This is a genomic window from Phaeobacter sp. S60, from assembly GCF_000826845.1.
Lineage (GTDB): Bacteria > Pseudomonadota > Alphaproteobacteria > Rhodobacterales > Rhodobacteraceae > Phaeobacter > Phaeobacter piscinae.
In genome coordinates this window covers 68,597-94,594 of the sequence record NZ_JSWJ01000014.1, presented here as the reverse complement: position 1 = coordinate 94,594, position 25,998 = coordinate 68,597, and the positions used below count along the sequence as shown (strand labels likewise).

36 protein-coding genes are annotated in these 25,998 nt (G+C 59.6%); 32 read left to right on the top strand and 4 right to left on the bottom strand.

Annotated features, from left to right (window positions below):
* Positions 1-77: 77 nt before the first annotated feature.
* On the bottom strand, positions 78-545 hold the full coding sequence (locus OO25_RS14570; protein ID WP_040180843.1) for a DM13 domain-containing protein: 468 nt from the start codon (positions 543-545) through the stop codon (positions 78-80).
* A 122-nt stretch (positions 546-667) separates the two neighbouring features.
* Here OO25_RS14570 and OO25_RS14565 point away from each other — a divergent pair, with 122 nt between their 5' ends.
* The 32 genes from OO25_RS14565 (at position 668) to OO25_RS14410 (ending at position 23,877) form a co-directional block, all read left to right on the top strand.
* On the top strand, positions 668-1,288 hold the full coding sequence (locus tag OO25_RS14565; RefSeq protein ID WP_040174821.1) for a TIGR02466 family protein: 621 nt from the start codon (positions 668-670) through the stop codon (positions 1,286-1,288).
* A 67-nt stretch (positions 1,289-1,355) separates the two neighbouring features.
* Complete coding sequence (locus OO25_RS14560) at positions 1,356-1,700, top strand: hypothetical protein (RefSeq protein WP_139044787.1); 345 nt, start codon at positions 1,356-1,358, stop codon at positions 1,698-1,700.
* A gap of 73 nt (positions 1,701-1,773) precedes the next feature.
* Positions 1,774-2,139, top strand: a complete 366-nt coding sequence (locus OO25_RS14555) for a hypothetical protein (protein ID WP_040180839.1) — start codon at positions 1,774-1,776, stop codon at positions 2,137-2,139.
* A 214-nt stretch (positions 2,140-2,353) separates the two neighbouring features.
* Entirely contained in the window at positions 2,354-2,554 is a 201-nt protein-coding gene (gene rpmC, locus OO25_RS14550; protein ID WP_014876000.1) for a 50S ribosomal protein L29, read from the top strand.
* Positions 2,555-2,566: 12 nt separating this feature from the next.
* The gene (rpsQ, locus tag OO25_RS14545) at positions 2,567-2,797 is read left to right on the top strand and encodes a 30S ribosomal protein S17 (protein WP_014875999.1); all 231 of its coding nucleotides are present in this window, start codon (positions 2,567-2,569) and stop codon (positions 2,795-2,797) included.
* Between the two features lie 100 nt (positions 2,798-2,897).
* Positions 2,898-3,266, top strand: coding sequence for a 50S ribosomal protein L14 (gene rplN, locus OO25_RS14540; protein ID WP_005621870.1), 369 nt, complete (start codon positions 2,898-2,900; stop codon positions 3,264-3,266).
* Positions 3,267-3,268: 2 nt separating this feature from the next.
* Entirely contained in the window at positions 3,269-3,580 is a 312-nt protein-coding gene (gene rplX, locus OO25_RS14535; protein ID WP_014875998.1) for a 50S ribosomal protein L24, read from the top strand.
* The gene (gene rplE / locus OO25_RS14530; RefSeq protein ID WP_040180838.1) at positions 3,573-4,136 is read left to right on the top strand and encodes a 50S ribosomal protein L5; all 564 of its coding nucleotides are present in this window, start codon (positions 3,573-3,575) and stop codon (positions 4,134-4,136) included. The genes rplX and rplE overlap by 8 nt, the downstream gene beginning before the upstream one ends.
* A gap of 18 nt (positions 4,137-4,154) precedes the next feature.
* Positions 4,155-4,460, top strand: coding sequence for a 30S ribosomal protein S14 (gene rpsN, locus OO25_RS14525; protein ID WP_040174804.1), 306 nt, complete (start codon positions 4,155-4,157; stop codon positions 4,458-4,460).
* A gap of 13 nt (positions 4,461-4,473) precedes the next feature.
* On the top strand, positions 4,474-4,866 hold the full coding sequence (rpsH, locus tag OO25_RS14520; protein ID WP_014875996.1) for a 30S ribosomal protein S8: 393 nt from the start codon (positions 4,474-4,476) through the stop codon (positions 4,864-4,866).
* 12 nt (positions 4,867-4,878) lie between these two features.
* The gene (gene rplF / locus OO25_RS14515; protein ID WP_014875995.1) at positions 4,879-5,412 is read left to right on the top strand and encodes a 50S ribosomal protein L6; all 534 of its coding nucleotides are present in this window, start codon (positions 4,879-4,881) and stop codon (positions 5,410-5,412) included.
* Positions 5,413-5,423: 11 nt separating this feature from the next.
* The gene (gene rplR, locus OO25_RS14510; protein WP_014875994.1) at positions 5,424-5,783 is read left to right on the top strand and encodes a 50S ribosomal protein L18; all 360 of its coding nucleotides are present in this window, start codon (positions 5,424-5,426) and stop codon (positions 5,781-5,783) included.
* Between the two features lie 168 nt (positions 5,784-5,951).
* A complete protein-coding gene (rpsE, locus tag OO25_RS14505) occupies positions 5,952-6,518 on the top strand; it encodes a 30S ribosomal protein S5 (protein WP_014875993.1) in 567 nt (188 codons plus the stop codon).
* A gap of 12 nt (positions 6,519-6,530) precedes the next feature.
* A complete protein-coding gene (gene rpmD / locus OO25_RS14500) occupies positions 6,531-6,719 on the top strand; it encodes a 50S ribosomal protein L30 (RefSeq protein ID WP_014875992.1) in 189 nt (62 codons plus the stop codon).
* 340 nt (positions 6,720-7,059) lie between these two features.
* Positions 7,060-7,275, top strand: coding sequence for a DUF1127 domain-containing protein (locus OO25_RS14495; RefSeq protein WP_040174801.1), 216 nt, complete (start codon positions 7,060-7,062; stop codon positions 7,273-7,275).
* A 628-nt stretch (positions 7,276-7,903) separates the two neighbouring features.
* Positions 7,904-8,374, top strand: coding sequence for a 50S ribosomal protein L15 (gene rplO, locus OO25_RS14490; RefSeq protein WP_040174795.1), 471 nt, complete (start codon positions 7,904-7,906; stop codon positions 8,372-8,374).
* 110 nt (positions 8,375-8,484) lie between these two features.
* Positions 8,485-9,849 carry a preprotein translocase subunit SecY gene (secY, locus tag OO25_RS14485; protein ID WP_040174793.1) on the top strand — a complete coding sequence of 455 codons (1,365 nt, stop codon included), beginning with the start codon at positions 8,485-8,487 and terminating at the stop codon, positions 9,847-9,849.
* Positions 9,846-10,493: an adenylate kinase gene (locus OO25_RS14480; protein ID WP_040174792.1), complete on the top strand. Its 648-nt coding sequence runs from the start codon at positions 9,846-9,848 to the stop codon at positions 10,491-10,493. Before secY ends, OO25_RS14480 begins: the two co-directional genes overlap by 4 nt.
* 331 nt (positions 10,494-10,824) lie before the next feature.
* Positions 10,825-11,193, top strand: coding sequence for a 30S ribosomal protein S13 (rpsM, locus tag OO25_RS14475; protein WP_014875983.1), 369 nt, complete (start codon positions 10,825-10,827; stop codon positions 11,191-11,193).
* Between the two features lie 15 nt (positions 11,194-11,208).
* Positions 11,209-11,598 carry a 30S ribosomal protein S11 gene (gene rpsK, locus OO25_RS14470; RefSeq protein ID WP_014875982.1) on the top strand — a complete coding sequence of 130 codons (390 nt, stop codon included), beginning with the start codon at positions 11,209-11,211 and terminating at the stop codon, positions 11,596-11,598.
* A 115-nt stretch (positions 11,599-11,713) separates the two neighbouring features.
* Positions 11,714-12,730, top strand: coding sequence for a DNA-directed RNA polymerase subunit alpha (locus OO25_RS14465; RefSeq protein WP_014875981.1), 1,017 nt, complete (start codon positions 11,714-11,716; stop codon positions 12,728-12,730).
* Between the two features lie 134 nt (positions 12,731-12,864).
* Positions 12,865-13,287, top strand: coding sequence for a 50S ribosomal protein L17 (gene rplQ / locus OO25_RS14460; protein ID WP_014875980.1), 423 nt, complete (start codon positions 12,865-12,867; stop codon positions 13,285-13,287).
* Between the two features lie 188 nt (positions 13,288-13,475).
* Entirely contained in the window at positions 13,476-14,873 is a 1,398-nt protein-coding gene (locus OO25_RS14455; RefSeq protein ID WP_040180855.1) for a trypsin-like peptidase domain-containing protein, read from the top strand.
* Positions 14,874-14,875: 2 nt separating this feature from the next.
* Positions 14,876-16,198, top strand: coding sequence for a replication-associated recombination protein A (locus OO25_RS14450; protein ID WP_040180836.1), 1,323 nt, complete (start codon positions 14,876-14,878; stop codon positions 16,196-16,198).
* A gap of 134 nt (positions 16,199-16,332) precedes the next feature.
* On the top strand, positions 16,333-16,713 hold the full coding sequence (crcB, locus tag OO25_RS14445) for a fluoride efflux transporter CrcB (protein WP_040180835.1): 381 nt from the start codon (positions 16,333-16,335) through the stop codon (positions 16,711-16,713).
* A complete protein-coding gene (locus tag OO25_RS14440; RefSeq protein WP_014875976.1) occupies positions 16,710-17,756 on the top strand; it encodes an RluA family pseudouridine synthase in 1,047 nt (348 codons plus the stop codon). Before crcB ends, OO25_RS14440 begins: the two co-directional genes overlap by 4 nt.
* Before the next feature lie 12 nt (positions 17,757-17,768).
* On the top strand, positions 17,769-18,437 hold the full coding sequence (locus OO25_RS14435; protein WP_040180834.1) for an HAD-IA family hydrolase: 669 nt from the start codon (positions 17,769-17,771) through the stop codon (positions 18,435-18,437).
* A 4-nt stretch (positions 18,438-18,441) separates the two neighbouring features.
* Positions 18,442-19,149 (top strand): ATP12 family chaperone protein, encoded by a 708-nt coding sequence (locus OO25_RS14430; protein ID WP_040180832.1) that lies wholly within the window; start codon positions 18,442-18,444, stop codon positions 19,147-19,149.
* 229 nt (positions 19,150-19,378) lie between these two features.
* Complete coding sequence (locus OO25_RS14425) at positions 19,379-20,395, top strand: amino acid ABC transporter substrate-binding protein (RefSeq protein ID WP_014875973.1); 1,017 nt, start codon at positions 19,379-19,381, stop codon at positions 20,393-20,395.
* Positions 20,396-20,538: 143 nt separating this feature from the next.
* Positions 20,539-21,771 (top strand): amino acid ABC transporter permease, encoded by a 1,233-nt coding sequence (locus tag OO25_RS14420; protein WP_040180831.1) that lies wholly within the window; start codon positions 20,539-20,541, stop codon positions 21,769-21,771.
* A 3-nt stretch (positions 21,772-21,774) separates the two neighbouring features.
* On the top strand, positions 21,775-23,073 hold the full coding sequence (locus tag OO25_RS14415) for an amino acid ABC transporter permease (protein ID WP_040174776.1): 1,299 nt from the start codon (positions 21,775-21,777) through the stop codon (positions 23,071-23,073).
* 12 nt (positions 23,074-23,085) lie between these two features.
* Complete coding sequence (locus OO25_RS14410; RefSeq protein WP_040174773.1) at positions 23,086-23,877, top strand: amino acid ABC transporter ATP-binding protein; 792 nt, start codon at positions 23,086-23,088, stop codon at positions 23,875-23,877.
* Between the two features lie 159 nt (positions 23,878-24,036).
* Here OO25_RS14410 and OO25_RS14405 read toward each other — a convergent pair whose 3' ends face one another.
* The 3 genes from OO25_RS14405 to OO25_RS14395 all read right to left on the bottom strand — a co-directional run bounded on the left by OO25_RS14405 (position 24,037) and on the right by OO25_RS14395 (position 25,951).
* Positions 24,037-24,495, bottom strand: a complete 459-nt coding sequence (locus OO25_RS14405; protein ID WP_040180829.1) for a DUF411 domain-containing protein — start codon at positions 24,493-24,495, stop codon at positions 24,037-24,039.
* Between the two features lie 218 nt (positions 24,496-24,713).
* On the bottom strand, positions 24,714-25,211 hold the full coding sequence (locus tag OO25_RS14400) for a histidine phosphatase family protein (protein ID WP_040174767.1): 498 nt from the start codon (positions 25,209-25,211) through the stop codon (positions 24,714-24,716).
* Positions 25,208-25,951, bottom strand: a complete 744-nt coding sequence (locus OO25_RS14395) for a hypothetical protein (RefSeq protein WP_040180854.1) — start codon at positions 25,949-25,951, stop codon at positions 25,208-25,210. Before OO25_RS14395 ends, OO25_RS14400 begins: the two co-directional genes overlap by 4 nt.
* Positions 25,952-25,998: the final 47 nt, after the last annotated feature.

The following is a 25,998-nucleotide window of genomic DNA, read 5'->3' as shown; positions in this document are numbered from 1 at the left end:
CGCTGAGCAATCGGCGGGGGTCTTCTTATGAAATCAAAAGAGGCGGGCGGTTGTCCGCCCCGGTCGGCCCGGCCAGATCAGCGATACTGCGCTGCGGTGATGAACTCTGCGAAGGTTTCGCACCAGATTACCACTGTGGTGTACTCCTCGATATTGATACCCTCGGGGATAGCTAGGATCAGACCGTCGAACATCTTCACATCGCCGACGCGGGCCGAGGTGGCCTTGATTGCCTCAAAGCCCGCTTCGTCCTCGACAAACTCCGGCGCGAGGTAGAGCTTGTAATCCGGACCCGGTGCCAGCGCGCCCATATGGGTGATCTGCTGCGGCGACAGGCTGACACGGCCGGTGCCCCAGTGCAGGAAATCGCTACCGGCCAGATCGCGGGTGAAGCTGCCGGTATATGTCGCGCCGTCCGCACTGGCGGTCAGAGTTGCGGTATCGGGGCTATCCGGCGCGGTCAGAATGGGCAGCATGTAAATCCCCAAGGCAAAGCCGATCGCCAGCGCGATACCGTGGCTCAGCAGTCTCAAAATCCAGCGCATATCATGTTCCTTTTTCGGATGGGATCAGACTAGCCAGTCCGCAGAGGAAAAGGGAAGATGCGGGTGCACAGGATCCGGCAAAGCATCTCGTACTTCACGCTGTGTTGCGCTAAAGGACGGGTATGGCACAGATAGATTCCCTCTTCGTAACCCGTCTCTACCGCGCAACCCTGTCCGAACATGGACCCAAGGTCGACGCCGGTGAACTTGAAAACTCCTGCTTCGTGATCGCGCAAGACGACGATGCCGGCCAGGACTGGTGCGAGGAGAACGGCTATCCCGGCTACACCTCCTATGCCTCGTTGACGGATCTGCCCTGGCGCTTCCCGATCTTTGCTGACCTGGTGAAATCGCTGGACCTGCATGTCGCGGCCTTTGCCAGGGATCTGGAGCTCGATCTCGACGGTCGCGCCTTGGTGCTTGAGGATCTCTGGATCAACATCCTGCCCGAAGGCGGCACCCATGCCAGCCACATCCACCCCCATTCGGTGATTTCCGGCACCACCTATGTGTCGATGCCGGACGGGGCTTCCGCGCTGAAGCTGGAAGATCCGCGCCACGCCATGATGATGGCGCATCCGCCGCGCACTAAGGAGTGCCGGCAGGAGCTGAAGAGCTTCGTTTACCAGAAGCCTAATGTCGGCGATGTGCTGCTCTGGGAGAGCTTCATCCGCCATGAGGTGCCGATGAACATGTCCGAAGACGAGCGCGTCTCGGTGAGCTTTAACTACCGCTGGGAGTGAATCTTGGGTTGCGCCTGCAGCGATGGTAACTATGCAGGGTGCACAACCTAAAAGGATGGCTGACTAAATGAAATCAATTCTAGTTCTTGCTTCTGTATCCCTGATGGCGCTGTCAGCCTGCGTTGATTCTGAGAAAGCAGCGATGCGACGTGGGTCTCTCATTGCGCAGGTTTTTCCTAATCCTGCTGATCGAACGGGGATCCATCTGGCTCTCCCTGTCGGCTCATTCTTGCAGATCATCTACTTCAAGAATGAAGTTAGCTCTAAAGCTATTGATCGTCGTGTAGCGGGCTACTGCGAACGTATCGGTGAGCCTGTCTTAACCGTGTATAAGGCCCCGAAGGCGAGCGTTGCGACTTTGGCAAATGGAACGCAGCGACCCGCGACGACTATCTGGTATGACTGCAAATAATCTGTGAGTTCCCTTTGCCCCGCCGTCATCCCCGGTGGGGCAAAATCCAAATGAAGACCGGCAAGTGATCCAGATGTACCATCACGCGGCAATTGAACTCAGTGATGGTGAGCAAGTTGTTCATGCCACTCACGCCCGAATAGCGCCAACACTGACTGAGATGATCGTCATCGTGCTTTGCGCACCAGTGGCACTGGTGATTTGGCTGTTCATCCATAGGGCCTTTCTCTCGGTCACCTACATCATCACCACGCGGCGTGTGATGATTGTCGATAAGCAGGGCATTGCCGATCAGATCCGCATTCAGGATATCCAGCGTGTTAAGGCGAGACAGCGCGCGATGATGATTTCTGGAATGAGCAGACGCCTGTGGCTTGCACGGCTGCAAAACGGGGGGCAATTTGATACGATCTTAACGCGGGTTCGGGCACTGCGCTAAACGCTGTGACCGGGTGCAAACGGTGTCGCAAACTTCGCCCTTGCTCCGACCGCCCACCTCCTGTAAGTGGACCCATCGCCTGACCCTTGATCTGTCTGGATCCGGGGCTGGTGATTCTTTTTGCCGCGTCTTTTGGCGCGGTGTGACATAACCCACCAGGTAACAAGGTGACCCATTCGGGGCCTTCTGGTGCTTAGGACAAGGAACAAAGGCGATGAACGCCAATGATCTGCGCGAGAAAACCGTGGATGAACTCCGCGATACCCTCGCATCCCTGAAAAAAGAGAGCTTCAACCTGCGTTTTCAGCAGGCAACCGGTCAGCTGGAATCGACCGCAGGCATCAAGGCGGCTCGCCGCAATGCTGCACGCGTCAAAACCATCCTGAACGAAAAAGCTGCAGCAGCAGCTGAATAAGGAGCTTCTCGAATGCCTAAACGTATCCTGTCCGGCGTTGTGACCTCCGACGCCAACGCACAGACCGTCACCGTTTCCGTAGAGCGCCGCTTTACGCATCCGGTTCTGAAGAAAACCATCCGTAAGTCCAAGAAATACCGGGCTCACGATGAACAGAACGCTTTCAAGGTCGGCGACTCCGTACGCATCATCGAATGCGCGCCGAAATCGAAAACGAAACGCTGGGAAGTTCTGGAAGCCTAAGAGTCTCATCCGAGACTCCTGGCGACTGGGCTGAACAGCAAAGTCGAAACCCTGGGGGATCACGCCACGCATCGGCGCCCCAAAGGTCGGGAGAAACCACATGATCCAGATGCAAACAAACCTGGATGTTGCTGACAACTCCGGCGCTCGCCGAGTTCAGTGCATCAAGGTTCTGGGTGGTTCCAAGCGTAAATACGCATCCGTAGGCGACATCATCGTCGTCTCGGTCAAGGAAGCCATCCCGCGCGGCCGCGTGAAAAAAGGGGACGTCCGCAAGGCCGTCGTCGTACGCACCGCCAAAGAGGTCCGTCGTGAAGACGGCACCGCAATCCGTTTTGACCGCAATGCAGCTGTCATCCTGAACAACAACAACGAGCCGGTAGGTACCCGTATCTTTGGCCCGGTTGTTCGTGAACTGCGCGCGAAAAACTTCATGAAGATCATCTCGCTCGCTCCGGAGGTGCTGTAATCATGGCTGCTAAACTCCGCAAAGGCGACAAGGTCGTCGTGCTGGCCGGCAAGGATAAGGGCAAAGAAGGCACCATTGCCTCCGTTGACCCCAAAGCTGGCAAAGCCATCGTTGACGGTGTGAACATGGCAATCCGCCACACCCGTCAGACCCAGTCCGACCAGGGTGGCCGTCTGCCTAAGGCACTGCCGATCCAGCTGTCGAACCTGGCTCTGCTGGACGCAAATGGCAAAGCAACCCGCGTTGGCTTCCGCATGGAAGGCGACAAGAAAGTGCGCTTCGCTAAAACCACGGGGGACGTGATCGATGCTTGATAACGCAACCTACACCCCGCGTCTGAAAACTCTCTACAAGGACTCCATCCGTGGCGCCCTGAAAGAAGAGTTCGGCTACAAGAACGAGATGATGATCCCCAAGCTGGAGAAAATCGTTCTGAACATCGGCTGCGGCCGTGCTGCCGTCAAAGACAGCAAGAAAGCCAAGTCTGCTCAGGCTGACCTGACCGCAATCGCGGGCCAGAAAGCTCTGACCACCGTGGCAAAGAACTCCATCGCTGGCTTCCGCGTTCGCGAAGGCATGCCGATGGGCGCAAAGGTGACTCTGCGCGGCGACCGGATGTATGAATTCCTCGACCGTCTGACCACCATCGCGATGCCCCGTATCCGCGACTTCCGCGGCGTTTCGGGCACGTCTTTTGACGGCCGTGGCAACTACGCCATGGGTCTGAAAGAGCACATGGTCTTCCCCGAGATCGACTTCGACAAGATCGACGAACCTTGGGGTATGGACATCGTGATTGCCACCACCGCGAACACCGACGCGGAAGCCAAGGCGCTGTTGAAAGCATTCAACATGCCCTTCAACAGCTAAGCGCGGGAAGGAAGAGACATGGCTAAGAAAAGCATGATCGAACGCGAGAAGAAGCGCGAGCGCCTGGTGGCAAAATACGCCGCAAAGCGTGCCGAGCTGAAAGAAATCGCAAACGACGAATCTCGCCCGATGGAAGAGCGTTTCAAAGCGCGCCTCGAACTGGCGAAACTGCCGCGTAACTCGTCGGCAACCCGTCTGCACAATCGCTGCCAGCTGACCGGCCGTCCTCACGCTTACTACCGTAAGCTGAAGATCAGCCGTATCGCTCTGCGGGAACTGGGCTCGAATGGCCAGATCCCCGGCATGGTGAAATCGAGCTGGTAAGGGAGAGACTGATATGAACGATCCTATCGGCGATATGCTCACCCGTATCCGTAACTCGCAAATGCGCGGCAAATCCACCGTCATGACACCGGCTTCCAAGCTGCGTGCATGGGTTCTGGATGTGCTCAAGCAAGAGGGTTACATCCGCGGTTATGAGTCTGCGACTGATGCAAAGGGCCACCCGGCTCTCGAAATCAGCCTGAAGTACTTCGACGGCGAACCTGTCATTCGTGAACTGAAGCGGGTCTCCAAACCCGGTCGTCGCGTTTACATGGGCGTCAATGACATCCCGTCGGTCCGTCAGGGCCTGGGTGTGTCGATTGTCTCCACCCCCAAGGGTGTGATGTCGGACGCAAGCGCACGCGCAGCCAACGTTGGCGGCGAAGTGCTCTGCACCGTCTTCTAAGGAGGCCCCACGATGTCCCGTATTGGTAAAAAACCGGTCGAACTTCCCAGCGGCGTAACTGCTTCTGTGTCCGGCCAGACCATCGAAGTTAAAGGCCCGAAAGGCGCCCGTACCTTCACCGCGACCGACGACGTCACCCTGACGGTTGACGACAATGTCGTCAAAGTGGACCCTCGCGGCAAATCCAAGCGCGCGCGCCAGCAGTGGGGCATGTCCCGCACGATGGTCGCAAACCTGGTTGCAGGCGTGACCTCCGGCTTCAAAAAAGAGCTGGAGATCCAGGGTGTGGGTTACCGGGCTCAGATGCAGGGCAACACCCTGAAGCTGAACTTGGGCTACAGCCACGACGTTGATTTCACTGCCCCGGAAGGTATCACCATTACCGCTCCGAAGCAGACTGAAATCGTTGTCGAAGGTAATGATCAACAACTCGTTGGCGAAGTTGCGGCCAAAATCCGCGACTGGCGTCGTCCCGAGCCCTACAAAGGCAAAGGCATTCGCTACAAAGGCGAGTTTATCTTCCGCAAGGAAGGCAAGAAGAAGTAAGGACCAGCAAAATGGCAAACAGCAAACGCACCCTGTTTCTGAAGCGCCGGCTGCGCGTCCGGAACAAGCTTCGCAAGGTCAACGCAGGCCGTCCGCGCCTGTCCGTGCACCGTTCGAACAAGAACATCTCTGTTCAACTGATCGACGACGTACGTGGTGTGACCCTCGCTTCGGCATCGACCCTGGAAAAAGACCTGGGTCTCGTTGGCAAGAACAACGTCGAAGCAGCCACCAAAGTGGGTTCGGTTATTGCCGAGCGCGCCAAGGCGGCAGGCGTCTCCGAGGCCTATTTCGATCGTGGCGGCTTCCTGTTTCACGGCAAGGTGAAGGCTCTGGCCGACGCTGCGCGTGAAGGCGGCCTGAAGATCTAAGGATCTGCGCCCTGTGTTTTCGGTTGTCCGGGAACGCGGGGCGCACCCTAAGTCAAGGTGGATGGCGTTCGCGCCATCCCGATGATCCGGGGGTGGGCCGGTTCGGCCCTTGCCCACTTGGATTGAGTATACGTCAGGCGCTTGTCGCCAGAAAAAAAGGATTGCCTCATGGCAGAACGTGAAAATCGCCGTGGCCGTGGCCGCCGCGAAGAAGAAACACCGGAATTTGCTGACCGTCTGGTCGCGATCAACCGGGTGTCGAAAACCGTAAAAGGTGGTAAGCGCTTTGGCTTCGCCGCTCTTGTGGTTGTTGGCGATCAGAAAGGCCGCGTCGGCTTCGGTAAAGGTAAAGCGAAAGAGGTCCCCGAGGCCATTCGTAAAGCCACCGAGCAGGCCAAGCGTCAGATGATCCGTGTGCAGCTGAAAGAAGGCCGCACCCTGCATCACGACATGCACGGCCGTCACGGCGCAGGCAAAGTTGTCATGCGCACCGCCCCTGAAGGTACCGGTATCATCGCAGGTGGTCCGATGCGTGCTGTCTTCGAAATGCTCGGCGTCAAAGACGTTGTTTCGAAGTCGATCGGTTCGCAGAACCCCTACAACATGATCCGCGCCACTATGGACGGTCTGAAAAAAGAGCAGTCGCCTCGTTCGGTTGCTCAGCGTCGTGGCAAAAAAGTCGCCGACATCCTGCCCAAGCGGGATGAAGCACCTGCCGCTGAAGCAGAAGCGTAAGGAGACGGACACATGGCAAAAACCATCGTTGTTAAGCAGATCGGTTCCCCGATCCGCCGCCCCGCAGACCAGCGCGCTACCCTCGTTGGCCTGGGCCTGAACAAGATGCACAAGACTCGCGAACTGGAAGATACCCCTTCCGTACGCGGTATGGTCAACAAGATCTCGCATCTGGTTGAGATCATCGAAGAGCGCGACTAAGCCTCTCTCGCATGAGCCAAGAATACAGAAAGCGCCCCGATTTCGGGGCGCTTTTTTCTTTGTCTGGCGAACCTGGTGCCCATGTATGTCAGGCTCTCACGCGATGCCTGTTGGGGCTGTGTGCCCACGGGTCCATGGGTCCAGGGGTGCAGAAACCCCAGAACGCAGCCCGGACGGGCGGGTTAACGTTTGAGTCACCTCCTATGCTTGGCGTGCATAGCGGGCAGTCCGAGCTGTCAGTTGTTTGCGCAAACATTTGCGCCTATCTCTCGGATGTCACTGAAACAGACACAATTGAGAACAGCCGGAAATTCGTCCGGCCAGAGAAAGGACCAATACCATGGCACATGTCATCAACACCACCGACACTGGCTTCAATCTGATCACCCGCCTGCGCGGCCTGGCAGAAGAGATCAAGGATAGCTGGGCGCGTCGCGCCGAGTACAAACGCACCTTCGCCGAGCTGGACAGCCTGTCCAACCGCGATTTGGCCGATATCGGCGTGCGTCGCTGCGATATTCCGCAGATCGCTCATGTTCAGGCCTACGGCCACTGAGCTTTGCTACCCGGGGCAAATCGCAGTAATGCTGCCGCCGCTGGGTTGCCCAAGTGTCAGACCGGCTCTTTCTCCTCCCTCAGGGGCCGGACTGGACGCGCCTCCGCTTTGCGGGGGCGTTTTTGGTTTCTGAGGCGGCGGGCCAATAAGAGGCCGGGTGTTGGCCAGTAGCTGGCCGTTGCGACCCCAGCGCCCGCCCGCTCCATGATCCGTTCATGCGCCTGTGGCATCCTGCACAGGATCGCGATCACCCGCCGGGCCTGACACCCCCGGCACCGATGACCAGGGCCCCGGCGTGGCAGTCGGGAAGCACGATAATATTATCCTCGCACGGGAGAGATCCCGTCCCACATACCCCGGCGGCGCCGCCACCCTCTATGGTCGGCCACAAACGCAACGGAACCATGAGGTAGCAGAATAACACGCAACCGGCAGGGCAGAGGCCCCGGCGCTGCGTCTGGCTGTGCGCCTTTGGGAGCCAGTTGCCAGCCATACTGCACCCTTGATCCCGCTCCGCATCGGGTCTATACGCCCCCGGTGGTCCTGCGGGACACAGAATCATAAAACCAAGAAACGCCGTGTCTGCCCTAATCCGCTTCGGGGGCACTTCCGGCAAAGGAGAAGCGATATGAAACTCAATGAACTGCGCGACAATCCAGGCGCCGCCAAAAAACGTATGCGCGTTGCCCGTGGTCCGGGTTCCGGCAAAGGTAAAATGGGTGGCCGTGGTATCAAAGGTCAGAAATCCCGTTCGGGTGTTTCGATCAATGGCTACGAAGGCGGCCAGATGCCCCTCTACCAACGCCTGCCGAAGCGTGGCTTCAACAAGCCGAACCGTAAGTCCTACGCCGTTGTGAACCTGGGCCTGATCCAGAAATTCATCGACGAAGGCAAGCTGGAAGCCGGTTCCATCACCGAAGATACCCTGATCTCTTCGGGTCTGGTACGCCGTAAACTGGACGGTATCCGCGTTCTGGCAAAGGGTGACTTCACTGCCAAGGCAACCATCGCTGTGACCGGCGCCTCCAAGGCCGCCGTTGACGCGGTCGCAAAGGCTGGTGGCGCCCTGACCGTGGCAAACACTGCCGCAGCTGAGTAACAGCTTGTGAGCGGCGCCGATGCCGCTTACATAGTCTTCAGTTTTCCATTAACGCCGCCCGAGCCGGAAAACGGCCCTGGGCGGCGTTTTCGCAAGAAGAGACCTTTTTTATGGTATCAGCAGCAGAACAAATGGCGGCGAACACCAGCTGGGCCGCTCTTGGCAAAGCCACGGATCTGCGCAACCGCATCCTGTTTACGCTCGGGCTTTTGATTGTCTATCGCCTGGGCACCTATATTCCCGTTCCGGGGATTGATGCGGATGCTCTGCGCCAGTTCATGACCTCGGCAGGGCAGGGCATCGGGGGCATGGTGTCCATGTTCACCGGCGGTGCGCTTGGCCGTATGGGCATCTTTGCACTTGGCATCATGCCCTATATTTCGGCGTCGATCATTGTGCAGCTGCTGACCTCGATGGTCCCGGCGCTCGAACAGCTCAAAAAAGAGGGCGAGCAGGGCCGCAAGAAAATCAACCAATACACCCGTTACGGCACCGTGCTTCTGGCCACGGCGCAGGCCTATGGCCTCGCTGTGTCGCTCGAATCGGGCGATCTGGCGACGGATCCGGGCCTGTATTTCCGTCTCGCTTGCATGATCACGCTGGTCGGCGGCACCATGTTCCTGATGTGGCTCGGCGAGCAGATCACCCAGCGCGGCATCGGCAATGGTATCTCCCTGATCATCTTCGTTGGCATCATCGCCGAGGTGCCCGCCGCAATTGCCCAGTTCCTGGCCTCCGGCCGCTCCGGTGCCATTAGCCCGGCAGTGATTATCGCGGTAATCCTGATGATGATCGCGATCATCATGTTCGTGGTGTTCATGGAACGCGCCCTGCGCAAGATCCACATCCAGTATCCGCGCCGTCAGGTCGGCATGAAGGTCTATGACGGTGGTTCCAGCCACCTGCCGGTCAAGGTGAACCCAGCAGGCGTGATTCCCGCAATCTTCGCTTCGTCCTTGTTGCTGCTGCCGGTGACCATCTCGACCTTCTCGTCGAATGCAACCAGCGGCCCGATCATGTCTTGGCTCTTGGCCAACTTCGGCCCTGGTCAGCCGCTCTACCTGCTGTTCTTCGTCGGCATGATCGTGTTCTTTGCCTATTTCTACACCTTCAACGTGTCCTTCAAACCGGACGAGGTGGCCAATAACCTGAAGAACCAGAACGGTTTTGTCCCCGGCATCCGCCCCGGCAAAAAGACCGCGGAATACCTCGAATATGTGGTCAACCGTGTGCTGGTCCTGGGCTCCGCCTATCTGGCTGCTGTCTGTCTACTGCCGGAAATCCTGCGCGGTCAGCTTGCAATCCCGGTTTACTTTGGCGGTACCTCCGTGTTGATTGTGGTTTCTGTTGTGATGGACACCATTCAACAGGCACAAAGCCACCTGCTTGCGCATCAATACGAAGGTCTCATTGAAAAGAGCCAGCTGCGCGGTCGGAATAAGAAACGGACACGACGGGGACCTGCACGCCGATGAGCAATATTATCCTTCTGGGCCCGCCCGGCGCGGGCAAGGGAACACAAGCCCGTTACCTGGTTGAATCTCGCAATATGGTTCAGCTGAGCACCGGCGACATGCTGCGCGACGCGCAGGCGTCGGGCAGTGAAATGGGCCAGCGGGTCGCCGCAGTGATCGCCCGCGGTGAGCTGGTCACGGATCGCATCGTGATCGGTCTGATCCGTGAGAAGATCGAAGAGGGGGCCGAGGGCGGCTTTATCTTCGACGGCTTCCCCCGCACACTCGCTCAGGCGGATGCGCTGGCGGAACTGCTGCGCGAAACTGGTCAGAAACTGGATGCCGTGATTGAGATGCAGGTGGATGACACCGCATTGGTCGCCCGCATCACAGGCCGCTCCACCTGCGGTGACTGCGGTGAGGTCTATCACGACGAGACCAAACCCTGGCCCGAGGATGGCAAGTGCGCCAATTGCGGTGGTACCAACCAGAAACGCCGCCCGGACGATAACGAGGAAAGCCTCCGCACCCGGCTGATGGAATACTACAAGAAGACCTCGCCGCTGATCGGCTATTACTATGCCAAGGGCAACCTGCAGCGCCTCGACGGTCTGGCTTCGATCGAAGAGGTCCGCAAAAACCTCGGCTGGATCATGGGTGACTGATGGCCTGATCCGTTTGGATTTGAAAACGCCCCGCGCCACACCGGCCGGGGCGTTTTTGTACGTGGTCGCGTGCTGGCAGAAATACCTCACAAATTGCGCTGCGGGAGGTTGACCTTGGGGGAAACTTCGGCCCCAGTCTTGCCGACGGGTTGACCATAGTGCGATTTCCACATAGGGAACCCCATCCCTTCTGGGAATCATCACAGGTGCGTGCAATTTCTGCCGCCCTGACCACCTCGAAATGCTGGACCAACGGGCGACACTGCCAAGGTCAAGCGTTGTGAAAAAAGGTTCCGGCGCTACGGAACCGCAACGAAAAGGAAAGTGACACGTGGCACGTATTGCCGGCGTAAACATCCCGACTGCAAAGCGGGTACCGATCGCCCTCACCTATATCACTGGCATTGGCACGACCTCTGCTGAAGCCATCTGCGAAGCCGTAGGCATCGACGCAACCCGTCGTGTAAACGAGCTGTCCGACGCTGAAGTTCTGGCCGTGCGTGAGCACATCGACGCCAACTACACCGTCGAAGGCGACCTGCGCCGTGAAGTTCAGATGAACATCAAGCGTCTGATGGACCTCGGCTGCTACCGCGGTCTGCGCCATCGTCGTAACCTGCCCGTTCGCGGTCAGCGTACCCACACCAACGCTCGTACTCGCAAAGGCCCCGCAAAGGCCATTGCTGGTAAGAAGAAATAAGGGAGGGTTTGATCAATGGCACGCGATAAGACTCGTACCAAGCGCAAAGAGCGCAAGAACATCGCCTCCGGCGTTGCACATGTGAACTCCTCGTTCAACAACACCAAGATCCTGATCTCGGACGTGCAAGGCAATGCGATTTCCTGGTCCTCCGCAGGCACCATGGGCTTCAAAGGGTCGCGTAAATCGACTCCTTATGCGGCTCAGATGGCTGCTGAAGACGCAGGCAAAAAAGCGCAGGAACACGGCGTTAAAACCCTGGAAGTCGAAGTTCAGGGTCCCGGTTCGGGCCGTGAATCCGCACTGCGCGCTCTGGCCGCAGTGGGCTTCAACATCACCTCGATCCGTGATGTGACCCCGATCGCGCACAACGGCTGCCGTCCGCCAAAGCGCCGTCGCGTCTAAGCGACACTGATTTTTGCTGGGGCTTTGCGATTTCTGCAAGGCCCCAGTACGCCATTTGAAACCTCGGGCGTCTGTACCTTCGGACATGAGGTATAGACAGGAATGGAGGGACCGCATGATCCACAAGAATTGGGCTGAACTGATCAAGCCGACTCAGCTTGACGTGAAGCCGGGCAATGATCCCGCACGCCAGGCCACCGTTGTGGCTGAACCGCTGGAGCGCGGCTTTGGTCTGACACTGGGCAACGCGCTGCGCCGCGTCCTGATGAGCTCGCTGCAAGGCGCCGCCATCACCTCCGTGCAGATCGACAACGTCCTGCATGAATTCTCCAGCGTCGCCGGCGTTCGCGAAGATGTCACCGACATCATCCTGAACCTCAAAGGTGTGTCGCTGCGCATGGAAGTCGAAGGCCCCAAGCGTCTTTCGATCAATGCCAAAGGCCCCGCAGTTGTCACCGCCGGTGACATCTCCGAATCCGCTGGCATCGAAGTGCTGAACCGTGAACACGTGATCTGCCACCTTGATGATGGTGCGGATCTGTTCATGGAACTGACCGTCAACACCGGCAAGGGCTATGTCTCTGCTGACAAGAACAAGCCCGAAGATGCGCCCATCGGTCTGATCCCGATCGACGCCATCTATTCGCCGGTCAAGAAGGTCTCCTATGACGTTCAGCCGACCCGCGAAGGTCAGGTTCTGGACTATGACAAACTGACCATGAAGATCGAAACAGACGGCTCCATCACGCCCGATGACGCGGTCGCTTATGCGGCCCGTATCGTGCAGGATCAGCTGTCGATCTTCGTCAACTTCGACGAGCCGGAATCGGCAAACCGTCAGGACGATGACGACGGTCTCGAGTTTAACCCGCTTCTGCTGAAGAAAGTGGACGAGCTGGAACTGTCCGTACGTTCGGCAAACTGCCTGAAGAACGACAACATCGTCTACATCGGCGATCTCATCCAGAAGACCGAAGCAGAAATGCTGCGCACGCCGAACTTCGGCCGCAAGTCGCTGAACGAGATCAAAGAAGTGCTGTCGGGCATGGGTCTGCACCTTGGCATGGACGTCGAGGACTGGCCGCCGGACAACATCGAAGATCTGGCGAAGAAGTTCGAAGACAGCTTCTAAAAGATTGGGCGGCTTACGGGCCGCCCGAAATGCCCGGATGTGCCGGGGACAACGAGGGCACACGCCCCAAGGTGAGCCGCTGACACGCATCAGCAGCCTGACAAAGCAAAAACGCAGATCAAAGGACTATCAAAATGCGTCACGCACGTGGTTACCGCCGCCTGAACCGTACTCATGAGCACCGTAAGGCCCTGTTCTCCAACATGGCTGGCTCGCTGATCGAGCACGAGCAGATCAAGACAACCCTTCCCAAAGCAAAAGAACTGCGCCCGATCATCGAAAAGATGATCACCCTGGCAAAGCGCGGCGACCTGCACGCCCGTCGTCAGGCCGCGTCCAAGCTGAAGGAAGACAAGGACGTCGCAAAACTGTTCGAGGTTCTGGGCCCGCGCTACAAAGACCGTCAGGGCGGCTATGTCCGTATCCTGAAAGCCGGTTTCCGCTATGGCGACATGGCACCGATGGCGATCATCGAATTCGTTGATCGTGATCGCGATGCCAAAGGCGCCGCCGACAAGGCACGTCTGGCTGAAGCAGAAGCTGCTGCTGACGAATAATCAGATCGGTCATCTGACCGGACCTGACCCCCGCTCTGGCAACAGGGCGGGGGTTTTTCGTTTTCGCACTCCGCGCGGTGGGCTGAAAGTGGGTGGGTGAAAATGCAGCGTTTTTCCCCCGCAAATCCAACCTTGTAAAAGATGCCTCCGGTCCGCATATCCTGTTCACAAGAACAATCGGAGTCGTCATGTTTCGCGCAATCCTGACCGCAGCGGGCCTGTTTTTGGCCACTCAGATCCCCACCACACAGGCGCTCGCAGAGACCCGTGTGCCGCAGAATCAGGCGGAGATTTCCCTCGGCTTCGCACCCTTGGTGAAAGAGGCCGCTCCGGCAGTGGTCAATATCTACGCCAAGATTGTCCATGAACAGCGCCGCACGCCTTTTATGAACGACCCGTTCTTTGATGATTTCTTTCGCGGCCTCTCGAAGCCCCAACCCCGTGTGCAGAACTCCCTCGGCTCTGGGGTGATCCTGTCTGCGGATGGCATTGTGGTGTCGAATTACCACGTTGTGGGCATGGCAACCGACATCCGTGTGGTGACCACAGACCGGCGCGAATATGCGGCACAGGTGGTGCTGGCGGATCAGGCCAGTGACCTGGCCATCTTGCAATTGGAAGAGGCCGAAGACCTGCCCTATCTGGAGCTGCGCGACAGTGACGGGGTTGAGGTGGGTGAGCTGGCGCTGGCCATCGGCAATCCCTTCGGCGTTGGTCAGACCGTCAGCAGCGGGATCGTCTCCGGTCTGGCGCGCAGCGGCGCGGCGACAGGGGAGGGGATTGGCTATTTCATCCAGACAGATGCGCCGATCAACCCCGGTAACTCTGGCGGGGCGCTGATTGATGTGAATGGTGACCTAATCGGCATCAACACCCGTATCGTGACCCGCTCCGGCGGCTCAAATGGTATCGGCTTTGCCATCCCCGCCAATTTGGTGCGCGCGTTTATGCGACAGGCCGATCAGGGCGCCGAGGAATTCCAGCGCCCCTGGGCTGGCATGATGGGGCAGCCGGTGGATGCGGATCTGGCGGCCTCGCTGGGGATGGACCTGCCGGAGGGGATGGTGATCTCCGAACTGCACCCCTCCAGCCCTTTCACCAAGGCGGGGTTTGAGGTGGGCGATGTGATCCTTGACGTGGCCGGGCAGGTGGTGAACTCCCCGTCGGAGATGGTGTTCCGCATGTCCGTTACCGGGCTCGGCGATACGGCCGAGATCACCCGTTTGCGGGCAGGCGAACGCGAGGTGTTGACAGTCGAGATGATGCTGGCCCCGGATGAGCCACCTGCCAACCCGCTCAGCCTTGATAAAAACACGCCGCTGCCGGGACTGACGGTCGCGCGGATCAATCCGCAATCGATCCTGCGGTTCCAGCTGCCTTTGTCCTCTGACGGGGTGGTGATCACCGACCCCGGCGCCTATGGCGGCCGCGTCGGTCTGCGCGCAGGAGATATCATTCTGGGCATCAACAATGAGGTGATTGCCTCGCCCTCCGATGTGTCTGACGTGCTGGCGACCGTCGGCCGTTGGATGAAGGTCGATCTCAACCGGCAGGGCCAGCGCGTCTCGCTGCGCTACCGGCTCTGATCATGGCGGATCTCTTTGACAGTGGCGATGCCGCCCCCCGCCCGGACCCGCAATCGGAGGTGAACCGCCCGCTGGCGGATCGCCTGCGTCCGCAGTCGCTGGCAGAGGTGATCGGTCAGGCGCAGGTCCTTGGTGAGGAGGCGCCGCTTGGGGTGATGCTGGCCTCCGGCTCGCTCTCGTCGCTGATCTTCTGGGGGCCGCCCGGTGTGGGCAAGACCACCATCGCGCGGCTTCTGGCGCGAGAGACGGATCTGCATTTTGTGCAGATCTCAGCCATTTTCACCGGCGTGCCGGATCTGAAGAAAGTGTTCGAGGCGGCCAAGATCCGCCGCCAGAACGGGCAGGGCACGCTGCTCTTCGTGGATGAGATCCATCGCTTCAACAAAGCCCAGCAGGACGGGTTCCTGCCGCATATGGAGGATGGCACCATCCTCTTGGTCGGGGCCACGACCGAGAACCCGAGTTTTGAGCTGAACGCCGCTGTGCTGAGCCGCGCGCAGGTCTTGGTGCTGGAGCGCTTGTCGCTTACGGACTTGGAACGGCTGACCCAGAGGGCGGAGCAGGAACTGGATCGCGCCCTGCTGCTGACCACGGATGCGCGGGACGCCTTGCAGGAGATGGCCGATGGCGACGGGCGCGCCCTGCTGAACCTGATCGAACAGGTTGCGGCCTGGAAGGTGGAGAGCCCGCTGGGGCGTGAGGCGCTGGCCGCACGGCTGATGCGGCGGGCGGCGAAATACGACAAATCCGGTGATGAGCATTACAATCTGATTTCCGCGCTGCATAAATCCGTGCGCGGTTCGGACCCGGACGCAGCCCTTTATTGGTTCGCCCGCATGCTGGAGGGGGGAGAGGATCCCCGATACCTGGCCCGCCGCCTGACCCGGATGGCGGTTGAGGATATCGCCCTTGCCGACCCGCAGGCGCAGGGCATCTGCATTCAGGCTTGGGAAACCTATGAGCGTCTGGGCAGCCCAGAGGGCGAGCTGGCGCTGGCGCAGGCGGTGATTTATCTGGCCCTCGCGCCGAAAACCAACGCCGGCTACATGGCCTATAAGGCGGCGCGCCGGCTGGCGAAACAGACCGGCAGTGCGCCGCCGCCGAAACATATTCTGAATGCGCCGACCAAGCTGATGAAATCGCAAGGCTACGGTGACGGCTATGACTACGACCACAACGCGGCAGATGGGTTTTCTGGACAGAACTACTTTCCCGACGATGTGCCACGTCCGGTGCTATATCAGCCGGTTGAGCGCGGGTTCGAGCGCGAGTTAAAGCGCCGGACCGAGTATTTCGCCAATTTGCGCGCCAAACGGAACAGCTGATCCGGCTTTGCGGGGCAAAGCCGGTGCCTGCGGCGCGAGTATTTTGGGAAAGGTGACGGGCCTGCGCCGCTGCGCAATGCTGCCATGCTTGCGCAAAACTTGACATCCATGCGCCAGCCGGCGACAGACCGTTGATGGTTTTTTCGGTTCTATATGTGGCCTTGGGCGGCGCGATCGGTGCCGCCTGCCGCTATCTGGCCGGTTTGGGGATGTCCCGCCTTTTTGGGGCGGGAGAATTTCCGGTGGCGATTCTGACGGTGAATGTGATCGGCTCCTTTCTTATGGGCGCCTTTATTGTCACGGCCGCCCATAAGGGGCTGACCCACCTGAGCCCGTTTGTGATGACTGGCCTTCTGGGCGGTTTCACAACGTTTTCGGCCTTCTCGCTTGAGACGGCCACCCTGATCGAGCGCGGCGCCTTCGGGCAGGCTGCGCTCTATGTGCTGTTGTCCGTGGGCCTGTCGGTCGGCGGGCTGTTTTTCGGCCTGATGGCCGCCAGAGGAGTGTTCGCATGAGCGGCGTACAGATGATTACCGTCAGTGAAGACGATGCAGACCAGCGTATTGACCGCTGGCTGCGGCGGCTGTTCCCGCATGTGAGCCAGGGGCGGATCGAGAAGATGTGCCGCAAGGGCGAATTGCGTCTGGATGGAGGCCGGGTGAAGGCCAACAGCCGCGTCGCCGCCGGGCAGGTGGTGCGTGTGCCGCCGCTTGGCGCAAGCGATCTGAAACCGGCAGAGGCGCCGAGCTACCGGATTTCCGAAGCGGACGCCAAGATGATCCGGGGCTGTGTGATCTACAAGGACGATGCCGTCATCGTGTTGAACAAACCCGCGGGTCTGGCGGTGCAGGGCGGCAGCGGGACCACCAAACATGTCGACGGGCTGAGTGCGGCCTTGCAGTTCGATGCGGAGGAAAAGCCGCGTCTGGTGCATCGTTTGGACAAGGACACTTCAGGTGTGCTGGTGCTGGCGCGCACCCGCCTCGCGGCGCAGTCGCTGACCGCAGCCTTCCGGCATCGCGCCACCCGCAAGATCTATTGGGCGCTGGTGGCCGGGGTGCCGACGCCCTATCTTGGTGAAATCAAATGCGGGCTGGTGAAGGCGCCGGGACACGGCAAATCGGGCGAGGGCGAGAAAATGATCGCCATCCATTCCAATGAGGTGGACAGCACACCCGGCGCCAAACGCTCGCACACCCATTACGCCACGCTCTACCGTGTGGCCAGCCGTGCGGCCTGGGTTGCGATGGAGCCGATCACAGGCCGTACCCATCAGCTGCGCGCGCATATGGCGGAAATCGGTCACCCGATTGCCGGTGACGGCAAATACGGTGGCTCCAGTCAGGAAAACCTCGGCGATGGCTGGGGCGCGCAGCTGGGGGGGATTATCTCCAAGAAGCTGCATTTGCACTGCCGCCGTATGGCGTTTGAGCATCCGACCACGAAAAAGCCGCTGTCGATCACAGCACCTTTGCCCGATCACATGAAGGACAGCTGGGACACCTTTGGCTGGTCCGAAGATCTGGCAGCAGAAGATCCGTTTGAGAGCCTGCAATAAGGGGCTGCACAGATGAGTGGTGAGTTGCGTCTGATCCTGTTTGATGTGGATGGTACCCTGGCGGACAGCCAGGGCGCGATCACCTCGGCGATGGCGGCCGCCTTTGACGGGGCCGGACTGGCGGCGCCCAACCGGACGGAGATTCTGTCGATCGTCGGCCTGTCGCTGCCCTTGGCAATTGTCGAACTGGCCCCGGCGCTGGATGCCAGTGTTCAGGCAGAGTTGGTTGAGGGCTATAAGTCTGCCTACAAATCCGCCCGCATGGCTGCGGGCGCAGGGCATTCGCCGCTCTATTCCGGGGCGGCAGAGGTGCTGGCGGAGCTGAATGCCGTGCCGCACTACCTGCTGGGGGTAGCCACTGGCAAATCTCAACGTGGATTGGATGCGCTGATCGAGGCGCATGAGCTGCGGTGTTTCGTAACCCGCCAATGTGCGGACCACCACCCGTCAAAGCCGCATCCGTCCATGGTTCTGCGGGCGATGGCAGAGACCGGGGTATTGCCTGAGCATACCGTGATGATCGGCGACACCAGTTTTGACATCGATATGGGCCGGGCCGCCGGCGTGCGCACCATCGCGGTGAGCTGGGGATTCCACCCCGCTGACCAGCTGGGGGCGGATCACATTATCGACAGCTTCGCCGACCTGGCGCCGCTGTTACAGCACATCTGGAAAGACTGACGATATGAGCGAGTGGAAACAAAAGCGATTCTGGAAAACCGTCTCAGTGGCCGAAACCGAGGATGGGTTTGCGGTGGAATTGGACGGGCGGCGCGTAAAAACTCCGGCAAAAGCTGCGCTTTCTGTTCCGGGTCGCGAAATGGCCGAGGCAATTGCGGCGGAATGGAACGCGCAGACCGAATCAGTTAACCCAAACACCATGCCAGTGACCCGTTCGGCCAATGCCGCAATCGACAAGGTGACACATCAGCACGCCGCCGTTGCGGATATGCTGGCCGAATACGGTGATTCCGATCTTTTGTGCTATCGCGCGGAGATGCCGGTTGAGCTGGTGCAGCGCCAGGCCGAAATCTGGGATCCGGCGCTGGAGTGGGCGGCAGACGTGCTCCGCGCCCGTTTGGAGCCGCGTTCCGGGATATTGCATGCACCGCAAAACCCCGAGGCGCTGGCGCGGTTGCGCGGCTTAGTCCATGAAATGACACCATTTCAGCTGGCTGCTTTCCATGATCTGGTAGCAATGTCGGGGTCTCTGATCCTTGGGTTCGCAGCGGCAAAAGGCTGGCGCCCAGCCGAACAGATCTGGGAAATGTCTCGGCTGGATGAACTGTGGCAGGAGCAGCAATGGGGCCAGGACGAAGAGGCCCAGGCCACTGCTGACCTGAAACGCCATGCCTTTTTACACGCTAAACGGTTCTATGATTTTTCCTGTTAGCGCAATATATTACCGAGATTGCCGCGCAGCCGCAAAAATCGTTCGTGCCCACGAAAATGTTCGGCATGCGCCCATCGAAATTCCTGATCCCGCACTTGACGTTTGTTGATGAATGCGACCACACTCGATCGCGAAATGGGCAAAACCCTGTTTCAACACCTATCTCCGGCATGGCTGGTGCCGGGCAAAAAGAGCCGCCAAATAGGCGGACAATCAGGAAGAGGTAAACATGAAGAATAAGGTAATTTTGGGTGCGCTGACTGTTGCTGGTCTGGCCGCCGGTGCCGCTGCGGCGGGAACGCTGGATGACGTCAAGGCCCGTGGCAAGCTGAACTGCGGCGTGACCACTGGTCTGGTCGGCTTTGCAGCGCCCAATGCCAATGGCGAATGGGAAGGTTTTGACGTTGCTGTCTGCCGCGCGGTTGCTGCGGCTGTACTGGGCGACTCGACCGCCGTTGAATTCGTGCCGACCACCGGCAAAACCCGCTTCACCGCTCTGGCCTCCGGCGAGATCGATATGCTGGCGCGGAACACCACCTGGACCTTCAGCCGCGATGTCGACCTGAAGTTCGAATTTGTTGGTGTGAACTACTACGACGGTCAGGGCTTCATGGTTCCCAAGGAATTGGGCGTGTCCTCCGCGAAGGAACTGGATGGCGCGACCGTCTGTATCCAGACCGGTACCACAACCGAGCTGAACCTGGCGGATTTCTTCCGTTCCAACAACATCAGCTATGAGCCGGTTCCGATCGAAACCAACGCTGAAGCGCAGCAGCAGTACCTGGCAGGCGCCTGTGACGTCTACACCACCGACGCGTCTGGTCTGGCGGCAACCCGCGCGACCTTTGATGATCCTTCGGCGCATGTTCTGCTGCCCGAAATCATCTCCAAAGAGCCGCTGGGCCCGCTGGTTCGTCACGGCGACCATGAGTGGGGCGACGTTGTCCGCTGGAGCCTGAACGCACTGGTCGCAGCTGAAGAGCTGGGCGTGACCTCCGCCAATATCGGCGAGATGGCTGCAGGTACCGAGAACCCGGAAATCAACCGTCTGCTGGGCACCGAAGGCACCCTGGGCGAAATGCTGGGTCTGTCGGCTGACTGGGCGAAAAACGCCATCGGCGCCGGCGGCAACTACGGCGAAGTCTTTGCGAAGAACATCGGCGAAGACACTCCGATTGGTCTGGCACGCGGTCTGAACGCACAGTGGACCGAAGGCGGCCTGCTCTACGCACCGCCCTTCCGCTAAGAACGACTGAGGAAAGGGCGCAGGACCAACCTGCGCCCTTTTTTCCTACCGACCTATCCTAACAAAAACGCTTGAGGTCTGACGCGAGCAGGGAACCAACCCCGCCGATCAGTTGACCTATAAGCCACGGGGATCACACATTCATGTCAACTCTCACTGACCCTCCAAAGGCACAGTTTCAGCTGTCCATGTTGGTCAACGATACCCGCTATCGTTCGTTGACCTTCCAGGCGATTGCTGCACTGGTTCTGGCCTTGGCCATCTGGTATCTGGGGAACAACCTTATTCAGAACCTGCGGGCCGCGGGTCTGAATATTTCATACGGGTTCCTTGGGGATCCATCCGGTTACGACATCAACCAGCGTCTGATCGAATACGACAGCCAGTCCAGCCACGCGCGTGCGGCGGTTGTTGGTGTTCTGAACACGCTGCTGGTGGCCGTTCTTGCCTGTATCACCGCCACCATCTTTGGTGTGATTGCGGGTGTTCTGCGCCTGTCGAACAACTGGCTCGTCTCCAAATTGATGGCCGTTTATGTGGAAATCTTCCGCAATATTCCGGTTCTGATCTGGATCATCATCATTTTCACCGTCATGACCGCCGTGATGCCGGGGCCTCGGGAATTCCGGGGTGACAACGCCACGTCGAGCATGCTGTTTGACCTCTTCGCCTTTACCAACCGTGGTGTCTATATCCCGATGCCCTGGTTCGAGAGCGGTTTCTTCGCCTCCGGTGCGTTGAACTGGCTGGTGATCATCGCAGTGTTGGTCGGGTCCTTCCTTGTGATGCGCAGGGTCGAGACCAACGCGACCAAAACGCAGGAAAAAACCGGCGTACGTCCCAACACCAAGCTGATTGCCCTGGGCGTCTGGCTGGTGCCACTGGCGCTGGTCCTGTTTGTCATGGGCCTGTCCTGGGAAGTGCCTGAGCTGAAAGGCTTCAACTTCAAGGGCGGTATCAAGATTGGCGGACCGCTGATTGCCCTGTGGTTTGCTCTGTCGATCTACACCGGTGCCTTCATCGCGGAAAACGTGCGCGCGGGTATTCAGGCGATCAACAAGGGTCAGACTGAGGCTGCCGCAGCACTGGGTCTGCGTCCGGGCCGGATTATGAACCTCGTGGTGCTGCCGCAGGCGCTGCGCGTCATTATTCCGCCGCTGATCTCCAACTTCCTCAACATCACCAAGAACTCCTCGCTGGCGATTGCTGTGGGCTATGCCGACATCACCGCGACCCTGGGCGGCATTACGCTGAACCAGACCGGCCGCGCCATCGAATGCGTGCTGCTGCTGATGTTGTTCTATCTCACCGCGTCGCTGCTCATCTCTATGGTGATGAACGTCTACAACGCATCTGTGAAACTGAAGGAGCGCTGAGACATGAGCGATACACACGCACAAACTGTCGCCTTTGTCCGCGAAACCCAGATCCCACCGGCGCCGCCGCCGGGCCGCGAGACCGGGGTCTATAAATGGATGCGCGAGAACCTGTTCTCCAGCATCCCCAATTCGATCCTGACCCTGGCGGCGCTGGCGCTGATCTATGCTCTGCTGAGCAGCACCCTGCCGTGGTTGCTGAATGGCGTCTGGACCACCAACTCTCTCGCGGAATGTCGTGAGGTTCTGGATGGCAAGGTTGGCGCCTGCTTCTCAGTTCTCACTGAGCGTTGGAACCAGCTGCTCTATGGCTTCAAATATCCGGGCACGGAATATTGGCGCCCAAATCTTGCATTGGTGTTGTTGCTGGTCGCATTGGCACCCGTGCTGTTCTTTGATCTGCCGCGCAAGCTCCTGGCCTTCACCGCAATCTATCCTTTCCTGGCCTTCTGGTTGATCTGGGGTGGTTCCATCCTGGTGCCGATCGTTGCCCTGCTTGGCTTTGTTGCTGCCGGGTTCGTGTTTCAGAAATTCGGTAAGGGCAGCTTTGCTCTTGGGTTCTTCGGTGCGATTGTTGCGGCGATCGTGGTCTGGAATGTCGGCGGCTTTCTGATCCCGGAAGGGGCGTCTGACAACGCGATGCTGTCGGCTGTGCCCTCGCGGGATTTGGGCGGCTTCATGCTGAACATGATGCTGGGTGTCACCTGTGTGTCGCTGTCGGTGCCGCTTGGTATCGCGCTGGCACTGGGGCGTCAGTCCAACATGCCTCTGATCAAGTGGATCTGCGTCGTTTTCATCGAATTCGTGCGTGGCGTGCCGCTGATCACCCTGTTGTTCGTGGCATCTGTGATGCTGTCCTACTTCTTCCCGCCAGATGCCACCGTGGACCTGTTCCTGCGCGTGGTCATCATGATCACCCTGTTCTCTGCGGCCTATATCGCCGAAGTGATCCGGGGCGGTCTGGCCGCGCTGCCCAAGGGGCAGTATGAAGCAGCAGACAGTCTGGGGCTGGATTATCCGCAGGCGATGCGCCTGATCATTCTGCCGCAGGCCCTGAAGATCTCGATCCCCGGTATCGTGAACGTGGCCGTCGGCCTGTTCAAGGATACCACGCTGGTGTCGGTCATCTCGATGTTCGACCTGGTGGGCATGATCCGTGGCCCAATCCTCGCCTCCACTGAGTGGAACGGCGTTTATTGGGAACTCCTCGGCTTTGCCGCCTTCCTGTTCTTCATCGTCTGCTACGGCATCTCTCAATACTCACAGTGGCTCGAGCGTCGTCTCGCCACCGATCACCACTAAGGAGTTCAACATATGTCTGAACTTATGTCCGACCGCGCCATCGACCGCTCCAAAATGCAGGTGAGCGACGAGGTTGCTATCGAAATCAACAATATGAACAAGTGGTATGGCTCGTTCCATGTGTTGCGCGACATCAATTTGACCGTCAATCAGGGCGAGCGGATCGTGATCGCGGGACCGTCGGGGTCCGGCAAATCCACCCTGATCCGCTGCCTCAACGCGCTGGAAGAGCACCAGCAGGGCAAGATCATGGTGGATGGCACAGAACTGTCCAACGATCTCAAGAATATCGACAAGATCCGGTCCGAGGTTGGCATGGTGTTCCAGCACTTCAACCTGTTCCCGCATCTGACGATCTTGGAGAATTGCACCCTGGCGCCGATCTGGGTGCGCAAGACGCCCAAGAAAGAAGCCGAAGAGCGGGCGATGCACTTCCTGGAGAAGGTGAAGATCCCCGACCAGGCGCATAAATATCCCGGCATGCTCTCCGGTGGCCAGCAGCAGCGTGTGGCGATTGCCCGCTCGCTGTGCATGATGCCGCGGATCATGCTGTTTGATGAACCGACGTCGGCACTGGACCCGGAGATGATCAAAGAGGTGCTCGACACCATGATCGAGCTCGCGGAAGAAGGCATGACCATGCTCTGCGTGACGCATGAGATGGGCTTTGCCCGTCAGGTGGCGAACCGCGTGATCTTCATGGATGCGGGGCAGATCGTGGAGCAGAATGAGCCGGAAGAGTTCTTCAACAACCCGCAGAGCGAGCGTACCAAGCTGTTCCTGAGCCAGATCCTCGGCCACTGAGGTCTGTCTGCTATGATATTGAAAAGGCCGGGCGTCTGCCCGGCCTTTTTTGGTTTGTGGCCCTGGCTAGGGCAGTGTCAGGGAGCACCGGCAGGGGACGCTGCCCCCTGACCCCCGGAGTATTTATCGGAAAGATGACGGGGCGGCGTTGCGCAGAGGTTAGCCGTGGTGTGCAAAGATCTCGCTGGTGCCATCTGCGCGGATCAGCAACGTGGCGAAGGGGTCTGTGTCGTCGCCCATCTCCATGCCGGGAGAGCCGATCGGCATGCCGGGCACGCTGAGGCCGCGGGCACCCGGGCGTTCGGCGAGAAGGCGGCTAATATCTTGTGCGGGCACATGGCCTTCGATCACATAGCCCGCGATTATTGCAGTGTGGCAGGAGGCCAGCGCATCGGTGATGCCAAGCCGGGATTTCATCTGCCAGAGCTGATCGTCGCTGACATTCCGGACATCTGTCTGGAAGCCTGAGGTGGTGAGGTGGTCCACCCAACCGGTGCAACAGCCGCAGCTTGGGGACTTCATCACCTCTATCATCGGGGTGGCGTCTGTGACGGCCCATGCGCCTGTAGCGAGGGGTAGCGTGGCGGTCGCAGTGAGCAGAAAGGATCGGCGGTTCATCTCAAAGGGGCTCTATATGCGGTGGTCTCAAGTCCCCCAGATGGTAGGGGATATCCGCAAAAGGGGGCGAAGGGGTTCCCGTGTGGGAGCGACAGGATGCCACAGATGCGGTGGCCGCAGCGCCGCGCTAGCGGCGCCACGCCCAACGGGAGCGGTTGCATGGTGATGCAGCCGTGACGGGCGGGAGGCCTGCGGGTGCGGCGCTGTCAGGTCTGGGGTCAGGCGCCCAGCAATTCACGCGGGACAGTGAACTCTGCCACCTTGCCGCTGCTCCACGTCAGATCGGCCCAGCTGTCGATGTCGAAACGGGCGATCAGAGTGGCGCCGGTAGGGAAGTCGTCAAACCGGGAATGATCCGGCGGGTGGCGGACAATGGAATGGGCAAAGGCGGCCAGTCCGGGGTTGTGGCCCAGAATCAGCACCCGCTTGTGTTCGGCCTCACGCAGCACCTGAAACAAGATCTCCGCGCTGGCATGATAGAGCCGTTCGATGAAAACCGCAGGCGCCCCAAGCTCCATCAGATCACAGGTCTCGCGGGTGCGCTGCGCCGAGGAGGAGATCACTTGATCCGGGATCATCCCGATTTCGCGCAACCAGGTGCCGACGGCCGCGGCGGAATGGCGGCCACGGTTGTTCAGCGGGCGGGCGTGGTCGCTGGGGGCGGAAGTATCCCAAGCGGATTTGGCGTGGCGGGTCAGGATCAGCGTGCAGGTCATTTTATGTGAAAATACCTCATGTGATGGGCGGATTGCGCCGGGAGACGGTCAGCGCCTGCGCTCAATGGGCAGGCGCGGCGGGCGAGGCAGCCATCGGACAGGCAGGGCGCACCTGCGGGGCTGTCTAGATGGTCATGGCAGGCTGCCAGATCATAGGGGCCACCATCGTTCAGGGCGGCCACCGGGCAGGTGGTCAGGCAGGGGCGGGCATCGCAGCTGAGGCAGGGCGTCTGGGCCCGTGGTGCAGGCGGCAGGTCCAGAGGAGTGGTGAAATAAAGCGCACCGCGAAAGGAAATCATCATACCGTAGCGATCATGCACCAGCATTTGCGACGGGGATGTGAAACAGCGGCCCGTTGCCAGCGCCCAGTCCACAAACGGCGCATAGGGCGGGCCTGTGAAGGGGAAGGCCGGTGTGGCCTGCCATGATTCTGCCAATGCGGTGATGACGCGGCGCGACCAGCGGTCAACCGGGTCGGCAGCGCCGTCCTGCGCCTCTGGGCTGCCGCGAAAGTGTGTCCAGAAGGACTGCGCCGTGCCCAGCAGGATCAGCGTGCCATGGGGGATGCCGGGGGCGGCATCCACGGGCAAGGAAGCGCCGGGGAAGCGAGACATGTCTGCAGGTGAGGGATGAAAGCCGCCGTAGATATCCAACCCAAGCCTTTCGGCGGCGTTTTGCAGCCGGGCGTAACCTCGGGTGGTCTCAACAGGGTCAGCGACAGGTGCCGCTGCTAAATCCATGGCAACGGCCCTGTCCGTGTCGGGGGGGCTGGTCATGGCTCCAGTCT

Bases quoted from the DNA above. Each gene is read 5' to 3' on its own strand.
- OO25_RS14570 (WP_040180843.1), bottom strand. From the start codon at position 545: ATGCGCTGGATTTTGAGACTGCTGAGCCACGGTATCGCGCTGGCGATC.
- OO25_RS14565 (WP_040174821.1), top strand. From the start codon at position 668: ATGGCACAGATAGATTCCCTCTTCGTAACCCGTCTCTACCGCGCAACC.
- OO25_RS14560 (WP_139044787.1), top strand. From the start codon at position 1,356: ATGAAATCAATTCTAGTTCTTGCTTCTGTATCCCTGATGGCGCTGTCA.
- OO25_RS14555 (WP_040180839.1), top strand. From the start codon at position 1,774: ATGTACCATCACGCGGCAATTGAACTCAGTGATGGTGAGCAAGTTGTT.
- rpmC (WP_014876000.1), top strand. From the start codon at position 2,354: ATGAACGCCAATGATCTGCGCGAGAAAACCGTGGATGAACTCCGCGAT.
- rpsQ (WP_014875999.1), top strand. From the start codon at position 2,567: ATGCCTAAACGTATCCTGTCCGGCGTTGTGACCTCCGACGCCAACGCA.
- rplN (WP_005621870.1), top strand. From the start codon at position 2,898: ATGATCCAGATGCAAACAAACCTGGATGTTGCTGACAACTCCGGCGCT.
- rplX (WP_014875998.1), top strand. From the start codon at position 3,269: ATGGCTGCTAAACTCCGCAAAGGCGACAAGGTCGTCGTGCTGGCCGGC.
- rplE (WP_040180838.1), top strand. From the start codon at position 3,573: ATGCTTGATAACGCAACCTACACCCCGCGTCTGAAAACTCTCTACAAG.
- rpsN (WP_040174804.1), top strand. From the start codon at position 4,155: ATGGCTAAGAAAAGCATGATCGAACGCGAGAAGAAGCGCGAGCGCCTG.
- rpsH (WP_014875996.1), top strand. From the start codon at position 4,474: ATGAACGATCCTATCGGCGATATGCTCACCCGTATCCGTAACTCGCAA.
- rplF (WP_014875995.1), top strand. From the start codon at position 4,879: ATGTCCCGTATTGGTAAAAAACCGGTCGAACTTCCCAGCGGCGTAACT.
- rplR (WP_014875994.1), top strand. From the start codon at position 5,424: ATGGCAAACAGCAAACGCACCCTGTTTCTGAAGCGCCGGCTGCGCGTC.
- rpsE (WP_014875993.1), top strand. From the start codon at position 5,952: ATGGCAGAACGTGAAAATCGCCGTGGCCGTGGCCGCCGCGAAGAAGAA.
- rpmD (WP_014875992.1), top strand. From the start codon at position 6,531: ATGGCAAAAACCATCGTTGTTAAGCAGATCGGTTCCCCGATCCGCCGC.
- OO25_RS14495 (WP_040174801.1), top strand. From the start codon at position 7,060: ATGGCACATGTCATCAACACCACCGACACTGGCTTCAATCTGATCACC.
- rplO (WP_040174795.1), top strand. From the start codon at position 7,904: ATGAAACTCAATGAACTGCGCGACAATCCAGGCGCCGCCAAAAAACGT.
- secY (WP_040174793.1), top strand. From the start codon at position 8,485: ATGGTATCAGCAGCAGAACAAATGGCGGCGAACACCAGCTGGGCCGCT.
- OO25_RS14480 (WP_040174792.1), top strand. From the start codon at position 9,846: ATGAGCAATATTATCCTTCTGGGCCCGCCCGGCGCGGGCAAGGGAACA.
- rpsK (WP_014875982.1), top strand. From the start codon at position 11,209: ATGGCACGCGATAAGACTCGTACCAAGCGCAAAGAGCGCAAGAACATC.
- OO25_RS14465 (WP_014875981.1), top strand. From the start codon at position 11,714: ATGATCCACAAGAATTGGGCTGAACTGATCAAGCCGACTCAGCTTGAC.
- rplQ (WP_014875980.1), top strand. From the start codon at position 12,865: ATGCGTCACGCACGTGGTTACCGCCGCCTGAACCGTACTCATGAGCAC.
- OO25_RS14455 (WP_040180855.1), top strand. From the start codon at position 13,476: ATGTTTCGCGCAATCCTGACCGCAGCGGGCCTGTTTTTGGCCACTCAG.
- OO25_RS14450 (WP_040180836.1), top strand. From the start codon at position 14,876: ATGGCGGATCTCTTTGACAGTGGCGATGCCGCCCCCCGCCCGGACCCG.
- crcB (WP_040180835.1), top strand. From the start codon at position 16,333: ATGGTTTTTTCGGTTCTATATGTGGCCTTGGGCGGCGCGATCGGTGCC.
- OO25_RS14440 (WP_014875976.1), top strand. From the start codon at position 16,710: ATGAGCGGCGTACAGATGATTACCGTCAGTGAAGACGATGCAGACCAG.
- OO25_RS14435 (WP_040180834.1), top strand. From the start codon at position 17,769: ATGAGTGGTGAGTTGCGTCTGATCCTGTTTGATGTGGATGGTACCCTG.
- OO25_RS14430 (WP_040180832.1), top strand. From the start codon at position 18,442: ATGAGCGAGTGGAAACAAAAGCGATTCTGGAAAACCGTCTCAGTGGCC.
- OO25_RS14425 (WP_014875973.1), top strand. From the start codon at position 19,379: ATGAAGAATAAGGTAATTTTGGGTGCGCTGACTGTTGCTGGTCTGGCC.
- OO25_RS14420 (WP_040180831.1), top strand. From the start codon at position 20,539: ATGTCAACTCTCACTGACCCTCCAAAGGCACAGTTTCAGCTGTCCATG.
- OO25_RS14415 (WP_040174776.1), top strand. From the start codon at position 21,775: ATGAGCGATACACACGCACAAACTGTCGCCTTTGTCCGCGAAACCCAG.
- OO25_RS14410 (WP_040174773.1), top strand. From the start codon at position 23,086: ATGTCTGAACTTATGTCCGACCGCGCCATCGACCGCTCCAAAATGCAG.
- OO25_RS14405 (WP_040180829.1), bottom strand. From the start codon at position 24,495: ATGAACCGCCGATCCTTTCTGCTCACTGCGACCGCCACGCTACCCCTC.
- OO25_RS14400 (WP_040174767.1), bottom strand. From the start codon at position 25,211: ATGACCTGCACGCTGATCCTGACCCGCCACGCCAAATCCGCTTGGGAT.
- OO25_RS14395 (WP_040180854.1), bottom strand. From the start codon at position 25,951: ATGGATTTAGCAGCGGCACCTGTCGCTGACCCTGTTGAGACCACCCGA.